The 19,401-nt window shown below is 43.9% G+C and carries 16 protein-coding genes and 1 pseudogene; 12 read left to right on the forward strand and 5 right to left on the reverse strand.

Annotation, left to right across the window (positions count from 1 at the left end; genetic code table 11):
- Positions 1 to 54: 54 nt before the first annotated feature.
- The 3 genes from purH to PWQ49_RS01435 all read right to left on the reverse strand — a co-directional run bounded on the left by purH (position 55) and on the right by PWQ49_RS01435 (position 4,703).
- The gene (gene purH / locus PWQ49_RS01425; RefSeq protein WP_300606805.1) at positions 55 to 1,671 is read right to left on the reverse strand and encodes a bifunctional phosphoribosylaminoimidazolecarboxamide formyltransferase/IMP cyclohydrolase; all 1,617 of its coding nucleotides are present in this window, start codon (positions 1,669 to 1,671) and stop codon (positions 55 to 57) included.
- Positions 1,672 to 1,947: 276 nt separating this feature from the next.
- Positions 1,948 to 3,849 (reverse strand): phosphoadenosine phosphosulfate reductase family protein, encoded by a 1,902-nt coding sequence (locus tag PWQ49_RS01430; protein ID WP_300606808.1) that lies wholly within the window; start codon positions 3,847 to 3,849, stop codon positions 1,948 to 1,950.
- A gap of 44 nt (positions 3,850 to 3,893) precedes the next feature.
- Positions 3,894 to 4,703 (reverse strand): Dna2/Cas4 domain-containing protein, encoded by an 810-nt coding sequence (locus PWQ49_RS01435; protein ID WP_300606810.1) that lies wholly within the window; start codon positions 4,701 to 4,703, stop codon positions 3,894 to 3,896.
- Between the two features lie 103 nt (positions 4,704 to 4,806).
- Here PWQ49_RS01435 and PWQ49_RS01440 point away from each other — a divergent pair, with 103 nt between their 5' ends.
- From PWQ49_RS01440 to cyaB, 5 genes and pseudogenes are all read left to right on the forward strand, one after another.
- Complete coding sequence (locus PWQ49_RS01440) at positions 4,807 to 5,547, forward strand: helix-turn-helix domain-containing protein (RefSeq protein WP_300606813.1); 741 nt, start codon at positions 4,807 to 4,809, stop codon at positions 5,545 to 5,547.
- 32 nt (positions 5,548 to 5,579) lie between these two features.
- A complete protein-coding gene (locus PWQ49_RS01445; protein ID WP_300606816.1) occupies positions 5,580 to 6,629 on the forward strand; it encodes a hydroxymethylglutaryl-CoA synthase in 1,050 nt (349 codons plus the stop codon).
- A 9-nt stretch (positions 6,630 to 6,638) separates the two neighbouring features.
- The gene (locus PWQ49_RS01450; protein ID WP_300606819.1) at positions 6,639 to 7,811 is read left to right on the forward strand and encodes a thiolase domain-containing protein; all 1,173 of its coding nucleotides are present in this window, start codon (positions 6,639 to 6,641) and stop codon (positions 7,809 to 7,811) included.
- Between the two features lie 4 nt (positions 7,812 to 7,815).
- Positions 7,816 to 8,205, forward strand: coding sequence for a Zn-ribbon domain-containing OB-fold protein (locus PWQ49_RS01455; RefSeq protein WP_300606821.1), 390 nt, complete (start codon positions 7,816 to 7,818; stop codon positions 8,203 to 8,205).
- A 4-nt stretch (positions 8,206 to 8,209) separates the two neighbouring features.
- A pseudogene (gene cyaB, locus PWQ49_RS01460) lies at positions 8,210 to 8,728 on the forward strand (class IV adenylate cyclase).
- Between the two features lie 30 nt (positions 8,729 to 8,758).
- Here the strand turns inward: cyaB and metG are convergent.
- Positions 8,759 to 10,804, reverse strand: a complete 2,046-nt coding sequence (gene metG / locus PWQ49_RS01465) for a methionine--tRNA ligase (RefSeq protein WP_300606824.1) — start codon at positions 10,802 to 10,804, stop codon at positions 8,759 to 8,761.
- Positions 10,805 to 10,948: 144 nt separating this feature from the next.
- Between metG and sppA the strand changes: the two genes are divergently transcribed.
- A complete protein-coding gene (sppA, locus tag PWQ49_RS01470; RefSeq protein ID WP_300606827.1) occupies positions 10,949 to 12,142 on the forward strand; it encodes a signal peptide peptidase SppA in 1,194 nt (397 codons plus the stop codon).
- Positions 12,143 to 12,151: 9 nt separating this feature from the next.
- Here the strand turns inward: sppA and PWQ49_RS01475 are convergent, their stop codons facing one another.
- Positions 12,152 to 13,090 (reverse strand): ribose 1,5-bisphosphate isomerase, encoded by a 939-nt coding sequence (locus tag PWQ49_RS01475; protein ID WP_300606829.1) that lies wholly within the window; start codon positions 13,088 to 13,090, stop codon positions 12,152 to 12,154.
- Between the two features lie 149 nt (positions 13,091 to 13,239).
- Here PWQ49_RS01475 and PWQ49_RS01480 point away from each other — a divergent pair, with 149 nt between their 5' ends.
- The 6 genes from PWQ49_RS01480 to PWQ49_RS01505 all read left to right on the forward strand — a co-directional run bounded on the left by PWQ49_RS01480 (position 13,240) and on the right by PWQ49_RS01505 (position 19,389).
- Positions 13,240 to 13,596, forward strand: a complete 357-nt coding sequence (locus PWQ49_RS01480; protein ID WP_300606833.1) for a hypothetical protein — start codon at positions 13,240 to 13,242, stop codon at positions 13,594 to 13,596.
- 135 nt (positions 13,597 to 13,731) lie between these two features.
- Complete coding sequence (locus PWQ49_RS01485; protein ID WP_300606835.1) at positions 13,732 to 13,881, forward strand: hypothetical protein; 150 nt, start codon at positions 13,732 to 13,734, stop codon at positions 13,879 to 13,881.
- A gap of 95 nt (positions 13,882 to 13,976) precedes the next feature.
- Entirely contained in the window at positions 13,977 to 15,344 is a 1,368-nt protein-coding gene (locus PWQ49_RS01490; RefSeq protein ID WP_300606838.1) for an NAD-dependent succinate-semialdehyde dehydrogenase, read from the forward strand.
- 25 nt (positions 15,345 to 15,369) lie between these two features.
- Positions 15,370 to 17,025 carry an acetolactate synthase large subunit gene (locus PWQ49_RS01495; RefSeq protein ID WP_300606841.1) on the forward strand — a complete coding sequence of 552 codons (1,656 nt, stop codon included), beginning with the start codon at positions 15,370 to 15,372 and terminating at the stop codon, positions 17,023 to 17,025.
- Between the two features lie 63 nt (positions 17,026 to 17,088).
- Entirely contained in the window at positions 17,089 to 17,898 is an 810-nt protein-coding gene (locus PWQ49_RS01500) for an RsmD family RNA methyltransferase (protein WP_300606843.1), read from the forward strand.
- A gap of 27 nt (positions 17,899 to 17,925) precedes the next feature.
- Positions 17,926 to 19,389, forward strand: a complete 1,464-nt coding sequence (locus PWQ49_RS01505) for a D-aminoacyl-tRNA deacylase (protein ID WP_300606846.1) — start codon at positions 17,926 to 17,928, stop codon at positions 19,387 to 19,389.
- The last annotated feature ends 12 nt before the right edge of the window (positions 19,390 to 19,401 follow it).

Consider the following 19,401-nt stretch of genomic DNA (forward strand, 5'->3'; position numbering starts at 1 on the left):
TTTCATCTTAGATTACACGCATGGCAGAGCACACAAAAAAGTTAAGAGGCATTTTCAATGCAGAAAATGCCTCATTCCGGTGAATATCAGTGAAACACCAAGCCTGTTGGCAGTGGCAATTACTTCTCCATCACGGATTGATCCGCCAGGGGATACAATATATCTGATATTGTTTTCATTGGCATGGATTATACTGTCGTCGAAGGGGAAGAAAGCGTCGGATGCCATGACACATTCGGACATCACGCTGTTGCAGTATTCATCAAAGTCCACTTCCGGTTTCTCCCTCTCGTAGATGATTTTAAGATTCTCACGGGCTTTGGTTGCTGCAAGCTTGCGAATAGAATCCACTCGGTTAGGTTGTCCTGCACCCATTGCCAGCATCATGTAGCAGCCGTCATCGTACTCATAAGCAAGGTTTACGGCATTGGATTTGGTGCTCTTGCATGCTGCGATACAGAATTCTGCAAGTTTTCTTTTTTCTTCAGGGAATGGTGTTTCGGTGACACAATCCCATTTCTCGTAAAGCCCTATGTTGCGGGACTGCTTCAGCATGCCGCCGATGACATACTTGTAAGTGTAATCCACGTCAAATGGCTCGTTGAGTTGCGGAAGTTCCAGTAACCTAAGGTTTTTGCTTTTGTTTTTCAGGAATTCCAGAGCGTCATGCTCAAAACCGGGAGCAAGAATAATTTCCACGAATTTGTTCTTAAGATATTCTGCAGCCTTCAGGTCGACGATTGTATTGGTGCAGATTATGCTTCCGAACGCAGAGATAGGATCGCCATCCCATGCAGCCTTCAATGCCTGTTCAAGGGTTTTACCTGTGGCAAGTCCGCAGGGATTATTGTGTTTGACAATAGCAACAGCCGGATTGCCGTTACTGATTTCCTTTACTGCCTGTAGGGCATTGTCTGCATCGATATAATTGTTATAGGAAAGTTCCTTGCCGTGCAGCTGGTGGCAATTGGAAAGTGAGGGTCCGGTTACGCTGGTATCCCTATAGAACATTGCTTCCTGATGCCAGTTTTCACCATACCTTAGTTTTGTACCCTCTGTGAAGTTCATGCGAAGAACTTTCTCACCCAGCAGTGTGCTGCTCAGGTAAGTATCGATGGTGCTGTCATAGTTTGCAGTGTGCCGGAATGCTTTGACTGCAAGCTTTTCCCGTGTTTTCAGGGAAGTTACGCCGCTTGAGCGGAGTTCCTTTAGAATGTGTCCGTAATCGTCAGGGTCACAGACTACAGTTACTGCACTGTAATTCTTGGCGGCAGCCCTGAGGAGTGTGGGCCCCCCGATGTCGATGTTCTCAATAGCTTCCTCAAGATTTACTTTGTCCTTGGATATGGTGATCTCAAATGGATAAAGATTCACGACTACCATGTCGATAAGTCCAATGGATAGCTTTTTGGCATCTTCTAAATGTTCCGGGTTCTCTCTCATACACAAAAGTCCGCCGTGGATGTGTGGATGAAGTGTCTTTACCCGGCCTCCCATCATTTCGGGAAATCCGGTGACTTCTGATACGTCGGTTGTTTCTATGCCTTCGTCGCGGAGGATTCTTGCTGTACCTCCGGTGGATATTATTTCTATGTCCAGTTGCTTGAGCCCACGCGCAAATTCGACAATTCCGGTTTTGTCAGAAACGCTCAGCAATGCCCTTTTAACCAAAAAATCACCAAGTCACATTGTTAGAAATAGGCTATAAAGTTTCTGGTTGATGATGGCAATCATATTTTTGTCCTACTGAATAACAAAACATTTTATTTATGTCTCCAAGTATTCAGCGGGTGGAAACTATACTTGCCGCACAATGGTATTCATGTGGTATTTTGATGAGAATACTGCATTTCTTAAAACAGAGGTTAATTTGTTTTAGTATCTGATTGTATCAGATTGCAGAGTTTTGTTATATCAGTGAAGGCAGTGTAGCCAGTTGAATGCACCTCACCTGAACTTCACCACAGGACAGCTATCAATACAATTGCCGCAGCTTGTGCAGCTCTCATCAACATAAGCCTGCTTCTCCTTCAGTGAAATAGCACTTACAGGACACCTCCCCACACAAACACCACAACCCACACATCCAAGTGCCCGAAGCACGTTTTTTTCGGTTTTTCGAAGCAGTGCCTTGGTCTTGTCCTCTGACTTTGCCCTTGCAATGATATTACCGGATGCAAAAAGCTGAACCGATTTGTCGCCGGAATGGATATAAACAACACCGGTCGTATATGCCGTTTTCCCGATTGTATTCATCATACCGGTGTCCAGGATATGATCGAGATCAATGGCTGCCGAGAAACTTCCTTCTGCCGTGATTTCACCAGTTTTACAGGGCCTGTAGCCAGAGCTTGATTTGAATGTGAGTTTGGTATTGTCTTTCCGGGTTGGAAGGATGGTAATATCCAACTTATCAGCTATCTCCCTTATTGCGGGAGGATGCTTTTTCCATCTCCACATCCCGTACTCTGCCCAGCCTGGATCAAGCCCCATCTTCTCTGCGTGTCTGAGGAGCATTTCTTGAAGCCTGCGGTCAAGTTCCGGGTGTGTTTCCTTAAGATTCATAAGATCTGCAAGTGAGGAAGACGGGCAGAGCCAGCAGCCAATGCGATCAAACCCTTTTTCGTAAAGCGGATTGTAGGGCAGTTTGTTCTTTAAAATGTAGAGCCAGACGTGCATAGCAGTCCAGTCCTGTATCGGGGAAGCAGCTGTCTGGTTTGCAACCCACGGATTTTTCCAGACTCGATTGCTTCGTGCACGGGTGGCGGATTCATACTTGCGCTGTCCCACAAAAGTCAGGCAACCTTTTTCGTAATTGTCTTCAATAAGCTGGGTGATGGGGCCAAGCTTGCATATCTTGCAGCACCACCGCATTTCAAGGGTAGGGGGTCCGAAATCATCAACTGATTCCCAGAATGCGTTTCCCACACTTTTCACAGTGGGATTCTTGCCGTAAAACTCTGCGACATCCTTCACATTTTGAAGAGTTTCCGGAAATTCCAGTCCGGTATCTGCAAAAATAATCTCATAATCTTTTGTGCAGTCATGCACAAGATGCAATGTAGCTAGGCTGTCTTTCCCACCGGAATAAGATACCGAAAGGGGTCTGTTCACCTTCTCAATGGTGTTGTGGATAAACTCATATGCCTCCTTCTGGAATTTATCCAGAATTTGTGAGTTTGCCTCAATAACATCATCCCAGTTTTTGAGGGCAGGTGCAACATCAGGTGTTTTCCTTCCCTTATCTTTCTTACGTGGCTTGACAGCAATACCTTTCTTTGCTTCTGCCATTTCCGGACCGCTCATCTTCGCCCGACCGGTTGCAACGACCCGTTTTTCGGAATTGATTACAATCACTTCATCTTCAGGCATGATGGAGGGGTCCGCATCAATCACACCAGGTGCGAGTAAGCTTGCTCCTTTGAGCAGGAATTTTTTCACTTCATCTTCTATCAAAACCCAACCTTTCAGTTCTCCTGCATCCGTGGCTACAATCCGCTTTGCACCAGCAATCCGTGGAAGCATCATCCATCTCAGTTTTTCGGTTTCATATCGGATGCTTGCGATTACCTGTCCGTCTGTGATAATTTCGTCCATCCGGTCGTCATAGGGTGCCTTGTTAAGGACAACAACATTGTTCTCAGGGAGAAGCGGACGATTGAATTGCTCCTTTGCAATCCGGTTAATGTGCTTTATGTCATGTTCAAAAGCAGGGCGAATATCACCGGGAGGTGTAATCTCCACATGGAATGTTTTCTTTCCACATCCGCATTTCTTCCCAAGTACAGGCACATTACAATCAGGGCACCAGTAGAGTAAAAGGTCTCCCAGATAGACAGGTTTTGACATTAAGCCGGATGAATTCTTTGAATATAGATATAGGTTTTGCCACGTCAGAATAATCGTGAGAGAAGAGAAGTTGGTTCACTGATGCAGCTTTCCCGGAATCCACAACTTTCACACAAGGGATTTTCCTTTCTTTCCGGCATCGTTCCCATTTTTATTTTCTCAATTTTTTTAATAACATTGATGGCATTGCGGCGATCTGTAGAATGGATTCTTACTTTTCTTATACTTCCGAAGGCAGCATATTGAACAATGCCTTCTGTAGGATGTGTTCCGGTATGTTCTCCCATTAGGAGGGCACTTGCAGCAAGATGTATCCTGTCATTTTTCCAGATGCCGTTTTCAGGTGCCTTACCGGTTTTGATCAACATTGGGGATGGTTTTTCACCCAGACAAACTATTGCAGGAATTTGTCCTGTGAGATTCAGCTTTTTACTTACAATGATGGGCTCGGTTTCAATCTCTGAAATTTCCTTTAGAACCTTCTTTTTTCCATGTTCATTGACGTATGCCATTAGATTTGAAGCGATGTTTTCCACTGGTACTTCCCTAAGTATACCCGGCATTTGAGCCTCGCTAAATAATTCAAGTTCGGGTCCATGGATCTGAAAGAGTTCTTGTGCTAATTCCTGGAGTCTATCTCTCATCGCGCTTACCAGTTCGATTTTATCGGCTGCATCTTGCAACAATTCCGGGTATTTATGTGCAAATTCCCTTATCAGAAGGTGCTTTAGATATGCTTCCGAAATGTCTTGTTTTTCTTCTGTTTTCGAAGAAAAATACACTTTCCTAGGGCATCGAAGATAATTAACAACATCGGATAGTTTAGTATATCTAAATGGAAAAATTTCACTCATCGGTCTATAATCTAGACTGAAATCATATAAACTCTCCTTCGACAATAGACGAACTACCATTCGTTAAATATATATGCATTCTGGTTATTATTTAGTCTGACCCATGGACGAGGATATATCCAGAGAAAACGTTCGGAGGCGTCTTGCCGAGAAGATGGCAGGGGAGATTACTCTCTCCGACAAACCAGGCGAAGCTCTCAAAAAATGGCGGCTTAATTTTGATATTGCTCAGACAGATCTGTCAGGATATCTGGGGGTATCTCCGTCGGTAATCAGTGATTATGAAAGTGGGAGAAGGAAATCTCCGGGGACACTGATTGTCAGTAAGATAGTAGAAGCACTTCTGGACATAGACGAGTCTAAGGGAGGACAGAAAATTCATGCCTATGAAGGGATGCTTTTCAGTGAAATCGCTTCACGGGCAGTTTATGCGACTTATGAATACACGTATCCTATACAGCTGGCAAAACTTGCCACGCTGATAGATGCAGACTTTGTCAATAAGGGCAATGAAAAACCTCTTTATGGTTTCACAGTGGTGGACAGCCGAAAAGCAATAGTTGAGCTGTCATCCCATGAATTCCAGAAATTATATGGATGGAGTACAGAGCGTGCAATGGTTTTCACCAAGGTGACTACGGGGAAGTCCCCCATGGTTGCAATCAGGGTGACAACTCTAAAACCTGCGGCAGTTGTGCTTCACGGGATTTCGGCAAAGAACGTGGATCCGATGGCAAAGAAGATGGCGGAGGTCGACAGGATACCTTTGCTTGCAACAACGAAAGATCTTGATGAAATTGTGGATGTGCTTAAGAAGTACAGCCAGTATCATGTAATGGAATAAAATCGCATCTACCAAAAAAGGTGATTTCAACAATGACTGTTGGCATAGTTTCTTATGGGGCTTACATCCCCAAATATCGTATAAAAGTAGAGGATATAGCTAGGGTTTGGGGAGATGACGCCGATATCCTAAGTGCGGGACTTATGGTTAACGAGAAATCTGTCCCTGATCTTGATGAGGATACAGCTACCATTGCAGTTGAGGCAGCAAGGGCAGCCATCTGCAGAGCGGGAATAAATCCTTCACGTATTGAAGCGGTTTATACCGGTTCAGAGAGTCATCCCTATGCTGTCAAGCCAACCAGTACCATAGTTGCAGAAGCAATCGAGGCAACTCCCTCTATGACTGCGGCAGATTTTGAATTTGCCTGCAAGGCAGGTACTGCCGCTATTCAGGCATGTATGGGTCTTGTACAGTCTGGAATGGTGGATCTTGGAATTGCAATAGGTGCGGATGTTTCCCAGGGTGCTCCGGGTGATGCACTCGAATACACAGCAGCGGCAGGAGGCGTTGCATATATTATCGGCAGCAACGAATCCGAGATGGTTGCAGTTATCGAAGACACTTTTTCATTTACTACTGATACCCCTGATTTCTGGAGACGCGAAGGAATGCCCTACCCGGAACACGGGGGTCGCTTTACCGGGGAACCGGGTTATTTCAAACATGTTATGGGCGCGGCACGGGGTCTTATGGAAAAAATGGGCACATCGCCGGAAGATTATGATAATGCTGTATTCCATCAGCCAAATGGGAAATTCCCTTCAAAGGTAGCGAAAATGCTCGGTTTTAGTAAGGAGCAAATAAAACCCGGTCTTGTGGTTCCATGGTTGGGAAATACCTATTCCGGTTCTTGCATGATGGGAATAGCTGCAACCCTTGATCAAGCAAAGCCGGGAGATCGGATATTTGCAACTGCATTTGGATCCGGTGCAGGCGGTGATGCTTTTAGTTTCCGTGTAACAGATCGTATTGATGAAGTAAGGGATCAAGCCCCAAAAGTGGAAGAATTGCTTGCAAACCCTGTTTACATGGATTATGCCATGTATGCAAAGCATAAGGGCAAGATAAGACTTGGGTGAGGGATAAACATGAGAGACGTAGCTATTATCGGTGTGAAAACTACAAAATTTGGAGAAATGTGGGGTAGGTCCTTTAGGGATATTGTTGTAGAAGCAGGTGTAGGGGCCCTTGAGGATGCTATGGTTTACGGAGAAGATATCGATAGCATCTTTGTTGGGAATATGAGCGGAGGACAGTTTGTAGAACAGGAACACATTGGTGCCCTTATTGCGGATTATTCCGGTCTTGCGGGTGAATTGCATATCCCTGCCACACGTGTGGAAGCCGCCTGTGCTTCCGGAGGCCTAGCCCTGAGGCATGGAATACTGGCTGTTGCTTCCGGTTACGACGATATTGTTGTTGCAGCAGGTGTAGAAAAGATGACAGACGTTTCCTCAAGCAGTGCTTCAACTGCCTTGGCAGCGGCGGCAGATCGTGAATGGGAAGGGATGATGGGTGCAACATTCCCGGGGCTTTATGCAATGATAGCCCGCCTTCACATGCATAAGTACGGTACTACCAGCGAACAACTTGCACAGGTAGCCGTGAAAAACCATGAAAACGGTTCAATGAACCCAATTGCCCAGTACCACAACAAAATATCCGTAGAACAGGTGCTTAAATCCGTAATGGTTGCTGATCCTTTGCACATATTCGACTGTTCTCCGATTACAGACGGTGCAGCAGCAGTTGTGCTGGCTCCTGCGGATATGGCTCGTGAATATACTGATACTCCGATTTATGTTAAAGCAACGGCACAGGCAAGTGATACAATCGCACTGCATGATCGCCGCGATATCACTACTCTTGATGCTACAGTACATGCCGGCAAGCGTGCTTATGAAATGGCTGGGCTGGGTCCAAAAGACATCGATGTAGTTGAAGTACATGACTGTTTCACAATTGCAGAAATTTGTGCGATTGAGGATCTGGGTTTTGTCGAAAAAGGACAGGGTGGAAAAATAACTGAAGAAGGTCAGACCGCCATAGGAGGCAGCATTCCCATAAACACATCGGGCGGATTGAAGGCATGTGGTCACCCAGTGGGTGCCACAGGTATCAAGCAGGCAGCTGAAATCGTAACACAACTGCGCGGTGAAGCCGGTAAGCGTCAGGTTGACGGTGCAGAAGTAGGGATGACCCACAATGTAGGTGGTTCAGGTGCTACCGCTGTGGTTCATATACTTTCGAGGGAGAGGTGAGAAAATGTCAGTTCCAAGATTCTGGAGGCAGCAGGTACAGAGGTACAATCTCGTTGGTACACATTGTAAAAACTGTAATGAATATTATTATCCACCACGGAATACCTGCCCCATCTGCAGAAGGGAAGGTGCAATCGAATCTTATAAATTCAAAGGACTGGGTGAAGTTGTTTCCTATACAATAATTCACACGGCGGCAGAAGGGTTTGAACACCAGACTCCTTATGTATTGGGAATTGTGAAACTTGATGAAGGTCCCAGGCTTACTTCACAGATTGTAGCAGATATTGATGAAGTGGAGATAGGGACAAGGGTCCGCCCGGTTTTCCGCAAATTAGGTCAAAGCGGGGATCGCGGTATGATCTATTACGGAACAAAGTTCACTCCGGTCTGATTATATGATCGAAGTAGAGGTCAAGGCGAGGCTTTCTCTTACCCGCGCAAGGGAAGTCTTAAAAGAACTTAAAGCAAAATTTGTGGAATCAGAGAAGCATTATGACATCTATTACAATGCTCCTCACCGCAATTTTGCCATAACAGATGAAGCCCTCAGACTTCGATTGGTAAACGGCCGTTCGGTTATGACTTACAAGGGTGAGAAACTGGATGACCTTACAAAGAGCCGAGAAGAGCTCCAGACCACAGTGGAATGGGATTCAACATAGGCAATCTTGGATCGACTGGGTTTCACAAAAGCGGCAACAGTTGAAAAACTTCGCGATGTATATAAAGTAGGGGATATTACTGTTTGTCTCGATCAGGTAGACTCACTGGGCGAATTTATTGAATTCGAACTGTTTTCAGAAAAAAGCATTGAAGAAAGCCGTGACAAGCTTTTTGAGCTTATGGAGAAATTTGGTTTGGGAGTAGACGATTCCATCAGAAAATCTTATATGGAATTGGTGATGGGTGAATAAACCCATCACTATTTGTCTTTTGCTTAATCTTTAACCGATATTTGTGCCGGCATCTACTTTCTTTTCCGGCTGGAGAAGGATCGCACTACCATTATCATCGATTCCTGCCAGTACCATTCCATTGGATTCAACACCGCACAGCTTTGCAGGCTCAAGGTTTGCAAGAACGATTACCTGTTTGCCTTTTAAATCCTCGGGATTATGGGTCAGAGCAATTCCTGCAACCACCTGACGCAGATTTTCTTCCCCAAGATCAACTTCAAGGCGCAGTAGTTTCTTGGATTTCTTGATCTTCTCGGCATTTACAATGGTACCCACACGCAGGTCTAATTTTGAAAAGTCATCAAATGTGATAAGTTCTTTCATCTTTTTTATCTCCTTTTTCTTCTCGGTTCCACTCTCTTTTTCCATCGCTGCTTTCACTCTTCTGGATGCAATGGTTTCCATCTCTTCGATTTTTTCGTCTTCTATTTTATCAAAGAGGATGGATGGTTTTTCAAGAGTTATCCCGCTTTTTACAGGTGTCAGAGCATCAGCATATCCTGCTGTGTGAACATCAGTTTCCATACCTATTTGTTTCCATGCATTTTCCATTTTTTCCGGCAGGATAGGTTCAAAGAGCAGGCAGAGGGCTTTTGCAATCTGGATACAATTTTTAATAACTTCGCCACATGCATCCTTATCTTCTTTGATGAGTTTCCATGGTTCGTTGGATTGGAAGTATGTGTTTCCGTATGATGCAAGTGCCATTGTTGTGTCGGCATATTTTTTAAACTCATAGTTTTCCATTGCTTCGCTGCTGGATTCGATAGTCTTACGGATCTTCTCTATTATTTCAGGTTTTATCTCACCTTCAGGGATTTCCTTGAAATTCTTAAATGTGAAGAGAAGTGTTCTGTACAGGAAGTTCCCAAAAACACCCACAAGCTCAGTGTTGACCTTGTCCTGGAATACCTTCCATGAGAAATTCAGTTCCTTTGTGTGCGAGGTGTAGCTTGCAAGGTAATAGCGAAGCAAATCCGGATGGAATCCGTGATCAAGATAATCCTCACCAACCCATACAACATATCCGCGACTCTTTGAGAATGTCTTATCCTCAATTTTCACCATTCCCGAGGCAACAACCGCCCATGGCTGGCTGTATCCTGCACCCTTGAGCATTGCCGGCCAGAAGATACAGTGGTGGTAGATAATGTCTCCTCCGATAAAGTGGATAATACGCCCATCGCCTTTCCAGAACTTCTCCCAGCTTTCATTGTTTGCTTCTGCCCATTCCTCTGTAAATGCAATATATCCAATAGGAGCATCAACCCAAACATAAACAACAAGGTCATCATGTCCCGGGAATTTAACTCCCCACTCAAGGTTTCGGGTGATACACCAGTCAGTAAGTTCCTGCTTGATCCATCCCAGTGCATAATTTTTTGCATTGGTAGTTCCTCCAAGGTTTTCAAGGTAATCTAGCAGGAAGTCTTTGAATTCCGAAAGCTTGAAGAAAAAGTGCTCCTGTTTTCTATATTCTGCAGGTCCTCCACATGTTGTACAGGTAGGGGATTCCAGTTCTCCCGGTTCAAGGTGTTTGCCACATCCCTGATCACACTCGTCACCTCTTGCCTCTTTTTTACAGTGGGGGCATATCCCCTTAACATACCTGTCCGGCAGGAAGCGGTCACATGAAGGGCAGTAGGCTATCTCGACGATTTTCGGAAATATATAACCGTTTTCGATTAATTTGTTCACAATTTCGGTTGTACGATTGTGATTTATGGGGTCATCAGTGGTACCAAAGGCGTCGAACTTCACTCCCACTTTCTTGAAGGTTTCATCAAAGTGCTTGTGATAGATCTTTATCAGCTCAGCAGGTGTTGTATTCAATTCCTCGGCATTGAACACAATAGGTGTTCCATGCGTGTCGGAACCGCAAACAAAGGTAACTTCCTGACCCATTTTCTTTAATGAGCGCACGAAAATATCTGCCGGGATATAAGTTCGCAAATGCCCGATGTGAGCCATTCCGTTTGCGTAAGGAAGACCACATGTTACAAGTACGGGTTTATCAGATGGAAATTGTGACATTTTGATACTCCATTATGAATGATATGAATGATATTTCAATGGAATTGGAGCCAATTATAAAATACGTTTCGCTTGTTAACTGATTGTCGGGAAAGTTTTTATGTCCTGCCTTGTATATTTCGTTTACTTGCAAAGGGGCCTTTGATGACTGATAATTCTGATAAGATTTTTGAAAATGAAACAGATCGTATTCAGGAAGTGGATTCAGATTCACATTCTCATATCGCACCTGAAGGCAATTCCGGTGATTTCCCGGAAAGTGACTTTGGTATTTACACTGAAATTGAAGATTCAGCTCCAGAGAAAGAAGTTGAAAACAATCATGAGGAATCTGTTTCCAATAAAGTTGATGAAATCGTTTCACCGATTAAGAAGAATTCTGCAAGTGCAAAATCCTCGTATTCATCTTCCTTTCCACAGCCTAGGAAAGGCAACTGGATCAAATATATGGCAGTTGTTGCTGGTTTACTTCTCATAGTATTTGCAAGTTTTGCAGTTATAATTTATTCAGTCGAAGGAGATCTTTATCCCTCAGGGGAAAGAGTGGCTGTGATTTATCTTCAGGGAACCATGATCACTGGCAGCATTCCATCGGGATATGGCTATGTGACCTCCGAGGAAATCATAGAAAACATCCGTGAAGCCGTTGATGACGAAAGCGTCAAGGCCATTGTACTGCGCATCAACAGCGGTGGCGGTTCGGCTGTGGCGGGGGAGGAGATATATAATGAGGTTAAGAGAGCAAGGGAGATGGGTGTTCCAGTAGTTGCGTCCATTGGCGATATTGGGGCAAGTGCAGCATATTATGCAGCATCAGCTTCGGATGTGATTGTTGTCAATCCCAATACCATGACCGGCAGTATTGGAGTCATCTGGGTTTTCACCAATATGTCTGCATATTATGAAGAAGAAGGCATTGAGTATTATGTTGCCAAATCAGGCGATTTCAAGGATATGGGAAGTTCCTGGAGGGGTCTGACAGATGAAGAAAAGGAATATGCGGACGATGTTGTAATGGAGGTCTACACTCTGTTTATAGAGGATGTAGCCAAAGGGCGCAATATGACGATCAGTGAAGTTGAGATGCTTGCAGACGGCAGGATTTATACTGGTGCTAATGCCAGACGGCTTGGGCTTGTGGATGAGTTCGGGAACCTTTACGATTCCATTGAAATAGCTGCAGAACTTGCGGGGATTGAAGGGGAACCAGATGTGTATTATGTTAATAAACCATCTCTCTCAAGCCTGCTTTTTGGCTCAGAAGCCTCAATTCAGGAAATTATTAGGGGGTTGGTAAGCTATTATAAGGAATCGCCTTTCGGGGTTTTGACGGCATGAGGATAAAAGTCATGCCGTTTCTTTCATGTCTTCCATAAGTTCCAGCCCGAGGTAATCCCTGATAACAACAAAAGCCATGCTTGGGGGAAATGCTCCAACCTCGGTGACTATAAGATCGATGTATTCCGATGGTGTAACATCAAATGCCGGATTTCTGACTTTTACATTCGGCAGTTCTGCAATTATTTTGGGATCGATGACCTCGTCAGCTGATCTGTCTTCAATTTCGATCATGTCGCCCATCACGGTCATGGGATGGAATTTGTAAGTTTCGGCAGCGGAAATGAAATTTACCCGTGCTTCTTTTGCGGCAAGTGCAAGCTGGGAAGTGCCGATCTTGTTAACCAGTGCGCCATTGGCTGTAATGGAGTCTGCACCCACGATAACCACGTCGACTTCCTTCATGAAAATGCGCACGGCAGAATCAACAATAAGTGTGGTTTGTATTCCTGTTTCATTCAGTTCCCGGATTGTGATGAATCCCTGCCTGCGTGGTCTGGACTCGGTTGTGTAAACCCTGATGTTCTTTCCCTGCTTGTGGGCAGCTTTTATAATAGCAAGGGCTGCATGTGAATTGCAGTGTGTCATCACAACATCTCCGTCTTTCAGGCGTTTCGCCCCGATCTGTGCGATAGTTTCCAGTGCTTTTTTTGCTCTTTCAATAAATTTGTCAGCATTAGCAATAATTTGCTCCCGTGCCTCTTCCACGGTGGACGCATCATACCTAGTGGTAAGCATAACGGCGTTTGGAAGGGATACTGCTGTGGGGCGGGTATCCACAAGAATGGCGGCTGCTTCCAGAACTTTGGCCTCAAACTCTTCTAAAGATGATACCTGTAACTCCCTCACATAATCTCTGAGGGCAGTGGCTGCTGCAACAGCTATCCGACCTGCTCCCCTGATCTCCATTGTGCGAATTTTTTCTGCGGTTTCAAGTAATTGCTGCATGTAAAGGAATTTGGAGTTGGGGAATTTATAGATATGGGAAGGGATTTTTGATCATGTCTTAATCAATAGCCTATAATGGTGATCAATAGGTCAATTTTAAAAAACAGTATAAAAAAATACTTATGTCAAAAATCTATTTATTTGCTAATATGCCCCAACCAGAAGACACTGTGAATATAGCAGTGAAAGAATTGATTGTTGGTTTTGGAGCAGCTGAAGGGTTATGGATCCATACTGGTGTGAATCCATTGGAAGAGATTTTGAATGCTTTCACTCCGCTTCTTCAAGGAACTCATTTTGAATATTGTGTAACTCTTTCGTGGATTCTAATATTTGTTATAATTCCGATATTTCAAATTTTGCTGACTTATGCTTGGGGTGGGATTCTAGGATTATTGGCACTTCTCATGGCATTTATAGGGGGTATATTCATTAGCAACATCGTCGGAATATTTCTTGTATTTGCTGGGATTTTGCTTGGAATCTATTCATTTTCAGCAGATTAAACGATATATTTTTCTGATTTGATTTGTTTTGTTTTTAAACTCTTGTACCATATAGTTAGTTATGATTATAGCTTCATGAAGTAGACATGAGCTATCGGAAAGTGATTTATTATCTCAGTCCAATTTGATGAAATCATGTCAGAATCTAAAAGCAACATCTCCGATGAGGAACTCGATGAATTGCTCGTCAAAACCAGTCAGAAGCAAATTCGCAGTGATTACCGGAGAAGCTTGGGCTCGGAAGCGGGCAGACGTTATCGGGACAAAGACCTGAAAAAAGAATGAAATTCAGGCAATCGATAAAATCCTTTTTTCTTTGGAATGTTAAGGAGCCCACAATTACCCATCTCTTATATTCCATCAGTCACAAAGTTACAATCATGAAAACGATTGCTTCAATTAACCCTGCTACAGGGCAGGTGAACAGGGAATTTACTCTACATTCACAGGAAGAGATTTCCGGAAAGGTTCGAAAGTCAGCTTCTGCGTTTGAAGTGTGGAGTAGTCTGGACGTTTCAGAAAGGGCTGATTACCTGAAAAATGTATCCTCGCTATTACGCGGAAAAAAAGAGGAACTTGGTCAGCTTATAACCATGGAGATGGGGAAGCCCGTCAAACAGGCAAGGGCGGAAGTCTCAAAATGTGCTGTTATTTTTGATTATTATGCGGACAATGCGCAGCAGCTGCTTGCAAGCCGTGAAGAGAAAACAGATGCTGAAAAATCGGTAATTTTCTTTGAACCCATGGGAACTGTCCTTTGCATCAAACCCTGGAATTTCCCATTTTGGCAGGTGTTGAGTGCTGCATCGCATATCCTTGCAGGCGGTAATGTTATACTGCTCAAGCATTCCAGTTACGTTCCGGGATGTGCCCTGAAACTGGAGGAACTTTTTATCGAGGCAGGTGTACCTGAGGGTGTTTTCCAGACTTTGCTGACGGATTCTTCCACTGCTTCATCGTTAATAGGTTCCGACAAAATAGCAGCCGTATCCTTTACCGGGGGCACAGATGCCGGAAGAAAAGTGGCAGTAGAAGCTGCATCCCATATGAAAAAATTTGTACTTGAGCTGGGTGGAAGTGATCCCTTTGTAGTCCTTGAGGATGCAGATGTCAAGAAAGCCGTGGAAGTGGCTGCTCGCAGCCGTTTCCTTAATAGTGGGCAGACATGCATTGCATCGAAGCGTTTTATTGTTCATGAAGCAATTGCTGACGAGTTTACATCCGGGTTTGTTGAACAAACGATGAAAATGAATGTAGGAGACCCCTTTGATGAGGATACTGATATCGGGCCTCTGGTACGTCTCTCACAGGTTGAAGAACTGGATTTGCAGGTTCATAAATCGCTGGACATGGGTGCAAAAATGGAACTTAAAGGCGGTCCTGTTGAAGGAGAAGGTTTCTTCTATTCGCCGGTTATTCTGTCCAATGTGAATACTGATATGCCGGTAATGCAGCAGGAAACTTTTGGCCCAGTAGCACCGATAATAACTTTCGAGGGCAGGGATGAAGCAATCCGGTTTGCCAACGCGACACCCTATGGGCTGGGTGCCAGTATCTGGTGTGGGGAACTTCAGGATGGCATATCCTTTGCAAAGAAAGTTCATGCAGGAGTAGTAGGAGTAAATGGGTTCTTCAGGCCTGACGCCTGCCTGCCCTTTGGCGGGATGAAAAATAGCGGGATGGGGCGCGAACTATCGGATTTCGGATTGTATGAATTCATGCACATACGGTCAATGAAACTGTATTAAATTTTCCATGCACAAATAAGGATTTATGAAGATAACATTCAGTCAAAAGGGTATTGATATGAAAGGAAGTGACCTGTTTGTCAGGTGTCTGGAAAATGAAGGCGTAGAGTATATTTTTGGGATACCGGGAGAGGAAACACTGGATTTTATGGATTCTCTTTCCAGATCAGACATCGAATTTATTGTGGTAAGGCATGAGCAGTCTGCAGCATTCATGGCAGATGCCTACGGACGTTTGGTGGGCAGGCCAGGAGTATGCCTTTCAACACTGGGGCCGGGCGCTACCAATCTCATAACAGGTGTTGCAGATGCGCATCTTGACAGAGCTCCTCTTGTGGCAATTACGGGGCAAGGCTCTCTTGACAGGGCATATAAGGAATCGCATCAGATTCTGGATGTTGTGGGATTATTCGACAAAATTACCTCATGGAATGCAATCGCCACTGCTGCTCACCAGATTCCAGAGCTGGTAGGGAAGGCTTTTGACATAGCAACGGATGTACCGGGCGCTACCCATATTGAATTGCCTGAAGATGTTGCTTCGCAGGAAACCGACGCAATACCTCTTGAGAAAAAAAGTTACTCTCATTCCTGCAATTTCGAAGAAAATGAATTGCATAAAGCACTTGAAATGATTTCGGGAGCTTCAAAGCCATTAATCATCGCAGGAAACGGTGTGATTCGTGAAAACGCTTCTGCCGAGCTGGAACAGTTTGTAGATGCTTCGAATATAGGCGTTGTAACCACTTTCATGGGAAAAGGTGCAATCAGTGCAGACAATGATCATTTCATTGGTTCTATGGGTATGTCAGAGAAGGATTACATCATGTGCGGACTCGATGTGGCAGATGTTGTTATTACTGTGGGGTTTGATTCAGTGGAATACAGTCCTGATCACTGGAACAAAAGGGCTACCACAAAAATAATTCATGTACACACCAGGCATCCTGAAATAGAATCCAGCTACATACCCGAATGTGCGCTTATAGGTTCACTTAAGACAACTCTCAAAGCAATGCTTCATAAAATACATGCTAAGGAATTCCCGAAATATTATCGCAATATCAAGGTTTCCATGGAAAATGAGTTGCTTAATTACAGGGATGATCCGTCTTTTCCGATGAAGCCCCAGCGCATTATCTGGGAAGTGCGACAAATTCTGGATCGGGGGGACATTCTGGTAAGTGACGTGGGCGCTCACAAACTCTGGATCGGGAGGCTGTATCCCGCATTTGCCCCGAATACAGTGCTGATGTCAAACGGGCTGGCTTCCATGGGCTTTGCCCTTCCTGCAGCAATAGCTTCCTGTCTTGTACATCCTGAAAAGAAAATAGTGGCAATTTCCGGAGACGCAGGATTCCTTATGAACCTGCAGGATCTGGAAACCGCTGTAAGACTGGATTGCGATCTTGTTATTGTTATTTTTGATGATTCATCCTATGGACTCATCGAGTGGGAATGCAACAGGGAATTTGGCTCTTCTTTTGGTACTACTTTCAAAAATCCCGACTTTGTGGAACTTGCGCATAGTTTTGGTGCTAGGGGTGTACGTGTGCGCAGCGCTAATGAACTGAGTAATATTTTTCAGGATGCTTTCAATGAGGGTGGCGTCTGGCTTGTGGATGTCCCGGTGGATTACTCGGAAAATCTGAAGCTCACATCAATAATGGAAGGTAAATAGTGTGACATTTAAGGGATTATTTACACATTGGTATGTTTTTGTAGCAGCAGGTTAGGTATTGGTATGCGCAGAAGAGATCTAAGAAGTACTCTGGAAGGAGAAATTCCTGCGGCTCTTCTTCAGGATGTCCCTAATCGTTTTGATGTCATAGGTGACATTGCTATTGCTTCAATCCCTCCGTCACTTGCGGAATATCGGTTTCAGATTGCAAAAACCATAGCAAACAGAAGGGGGAATATAAAAACAGTTCTCAACAAAATAAGTCTTGTACAGGGTGATCACCGCGTTTCGGAGTTTGAAATATTACTTGGTGAAAGCACTGTGACTACCCATAGAGAATACAAACATAGATATAATCTGGATGTTTCCGAAGTTTTTTTCAATAGCAGACTTAGCTTTGAACGCCAAAGGGTGATGTCACAGGTCCAAAAAGGGGAGAATATTCTTGTTCCGTTTTGCGGGGTTGGACCATTTGTAATTCCGGCAGCTGCAAGGGGTGCCAATGTACTGGGAATTGAGAAAAACCCTGCGGCTTGTAAGTGGCTTTTTGAGAATATCTACCTTAATAACGTAAGCTCAAAAGTTGATTTAATTTGTGCAGATGCTCTGGATATACCAAACATGGTGAAAAGCCGGTTTGACAGGATAATAATTCCGATTCCTTATGGTATGGACTTTTTCTTTGAGCTTCTGTCCCCTCTGGCTAAAAAAGAAGGTTTTCTTCATTTCTACACTTTCAAAGTGGCAGGGGAGATTGAGTCTATTAAAGAGAATTTTAGCGAGCTCGGATATGAAATATTGGGTGTCAGAAGATGCGGGAACGTGGCTTCAGGTGTGAGCAGGTGGGTATTTGATCTCCAAAAACACATATAATGTAAAATCATATTTTCAGGTTGAAAATTGAGCAGAAAAACAGAACTAAAACCGGCGGGAGTTTGTATTCCTATGGATGATCATGACAAAAGTCCAGTACCCATGTCCACCATTGTTTGCTCGCGAGTGGATACTGCGAGCCAGAACATCAAAAATAACTTATTGAAACTTGATTCATGGTCAAAACTGGAAATTAATTGTCCGGAGTTTGAAGATCTGGCAGAGGTTTATGAATCCAACAGATTTAGGCTTGTAGAAGTTACAAATCATCATATTTTTCAGGATGGAATTGACCGAAAACTGGAGTCATGCGGTCTTCCGGCTAAAAACATTATTTTTATCTCCAAACACAAAAGCAATGATGGAAGACGGTTATTAACTGCACATTTTACTGGGAATCCTTCGGAGGCAAAATATGGTGGCAAAGATGGTGAATTGGTAGTTGCATACACTTCTGCCATTAAACCCATTATCATGGAATTACTGAAATATTCAGAAGCGATTGGATATCAGGTATCTATGGAGTCAACTCATCATGGACCAACTGATCTCAAAATTCCATCTATCTATGTGGAAATTGGTAGTGGTCCTGATCAATGGGATGATCTGCAAGCTGGTGACGCAGTTGCCAGAGCAATTTTGTCTTTTATTCCGCAGGATTTGCCTGTGGCTGTGGGATTTGGAGGGGGTCATTATGCTGTCCGCCAGTCGGAAATCCTGATGAACAACAATGTAGCTTTCGGGCACAATTTTCCATCATATCAACTCAAAAACATCAATGAATCCCTGTTTCTTCAGGCAATGGCTAAATCCAATGCGGATTTTGTTTACATGGACCGCAAATCTATGTCAGTTGCCGAAAAAACCCGGATAGAAAAATGGTCTAAGGAAAAAGGTTTTCTGATATTGCGTGAGAGTGATATCAATGGAATGAAAGGGGTTCCATGGGCATTTTTCAGGGAAGTTTTTTTAGAGGTGGAAAAAGTTGAACCCGGAGCTACTCTTCATATTTCTAAGCGTTTGAGGAGTATGCTGGATCGGGGTTTACTTTCTGATTATTTAAATTTCAAGACAATAATGGTAGATCCAAGGCTTGTGCATCTTACCTGGAAACATAACTCTGATAGTTTTATCGACTGGCTTGAAAATCGTTCTCTGGTGTGGCTCGAAAAGGACAATGGCACTCTTTCAGGCATTTTTTTTGTATGGGAATCTGATGCAGGAGTTTTATTGGAAGATATAGTAAATGAATGCATTAAAATACTAAAAGAACATTATGAAATTGAGTATATTCCGGACAATACCACGCTCTATCTATCCAAAAAAAGGTTCAATCCTTACCTTGCAGAGAAACTAGGGATTCCTAAAGGTTCCTTATATGGAAAACTTTCTAAGGGCATCCCGATTGAGATGGATGGGCATATTGTTGACCCGGAAATGGTCCATGAAAAAGTAACAAAACAACTTGTGCTTGATAGCAGGGTCCTTTAATCTCATGATTAT

Source organism: Methanohalophilus sp. (assembly GCF_030156785.1).
GTDB lineage: Archaea > Halobacteriota > Methanosarcinia > Methanosarcinales > Methanosarcinaceae > Methanohalophilus.

Bases quoted from the DNA above. Each gene is read 5' to 3' on its own strand.
- PWQ49_RS01450 (WP_300606819.1), top strand. From the start codon at position 6,639: ATGAGAGACGTAGCTATTATCGGTGTGAAAACTACAAAATTTGGAGAA.
- PWQ49_RS01495 (WP_300606841.1), top strand. From the start codon at position 15,370: ATGAAGATAACATTCAGTCAAAAGGGTATTGATATGAAAGGAAGTGAC.
- PWQ49_RS01490 (WP_300606838.1), top strand. From the start codon at position 13,977: ATGAAAACGATTGCTTCAATTAACCCTGCTACAGGGCAGGTGAACAGG.
- PWQ49_RS01430 (WP_300606808.1), bottom strand. From the start codon at position 3,849: ATGTCAAAACCTGTCTATCTGGGAGACCTTTTACTCTACTGGTGCCCT.
- PWQ49_RS01480 (WP_300606833.1), top strand. From the start codon at position 13,240: ATGCCCCAACCAGAAGACACTGTGAATATAGCAGTGAAAGAATTGATT.
- PWQ49_RS01500 (WP_300606843.1), top strand. From the start codon at position 17,089: ATGCGCAGAAGAGATCTAAGAAGTACTCTGGAAGGAGAAATTCCTGCG.
- metG (WP_300606824.1), bottom strand. From the start codon at position 10,804: ATGTCACAATTTCCATCTGATAAACCCGTACTTGTAACATGTGGTCTT.
- PWQ49_RS01475 (WP_300606829.1), bottom strand. From the start codon at position 13,090: ATGCAGCAATTACTTGAAACCGCAGAAAAAATTCGCACAATGGAGATC.
- PWQ49_RS01445 (WP_300606816.1), top strand. From the start codon at position 5,580: ATGACTGTTGGCATAGTTTCTTATGGGGCTTACATCCCCAAATATCGT.
- PWQ49_RS01455 (WP_300606821.1), top strand. From the start codon at position 7,816: ATGTCAGTTCCAAGATTCTGGAGGCAGCAGGTACAGAGGTACAATCTC.
- PWQ49_RS01435 (WP_300606810.1), bottom strand. From the start codon at position 4,703: ATGAGTGAAATTTTTCCATTTAGATATACTAAACTATCCGATGTTGTT.
- PWQ49_RS01485 (WP_300606835.1), top strand. From the start codon at position 13,732: ATGTCAGAATCTAAAAGCAACATCTCCGATGAGGAACTCGATGAATTG.
- sppA (WP_300606827.1), top strand. From the start codon at position 10,949: ATGACTGATAATTCTGATAAGATTTTTGAAAATGAAACAGATCGTATT.
- PWQ49_RS01440 (WP_300606813.1), top strand. From the start codon at position 4,807: ATGGACGAGGATATATCCAGAGAAAACGTTCGGAGGCGTCTTGCCGAG.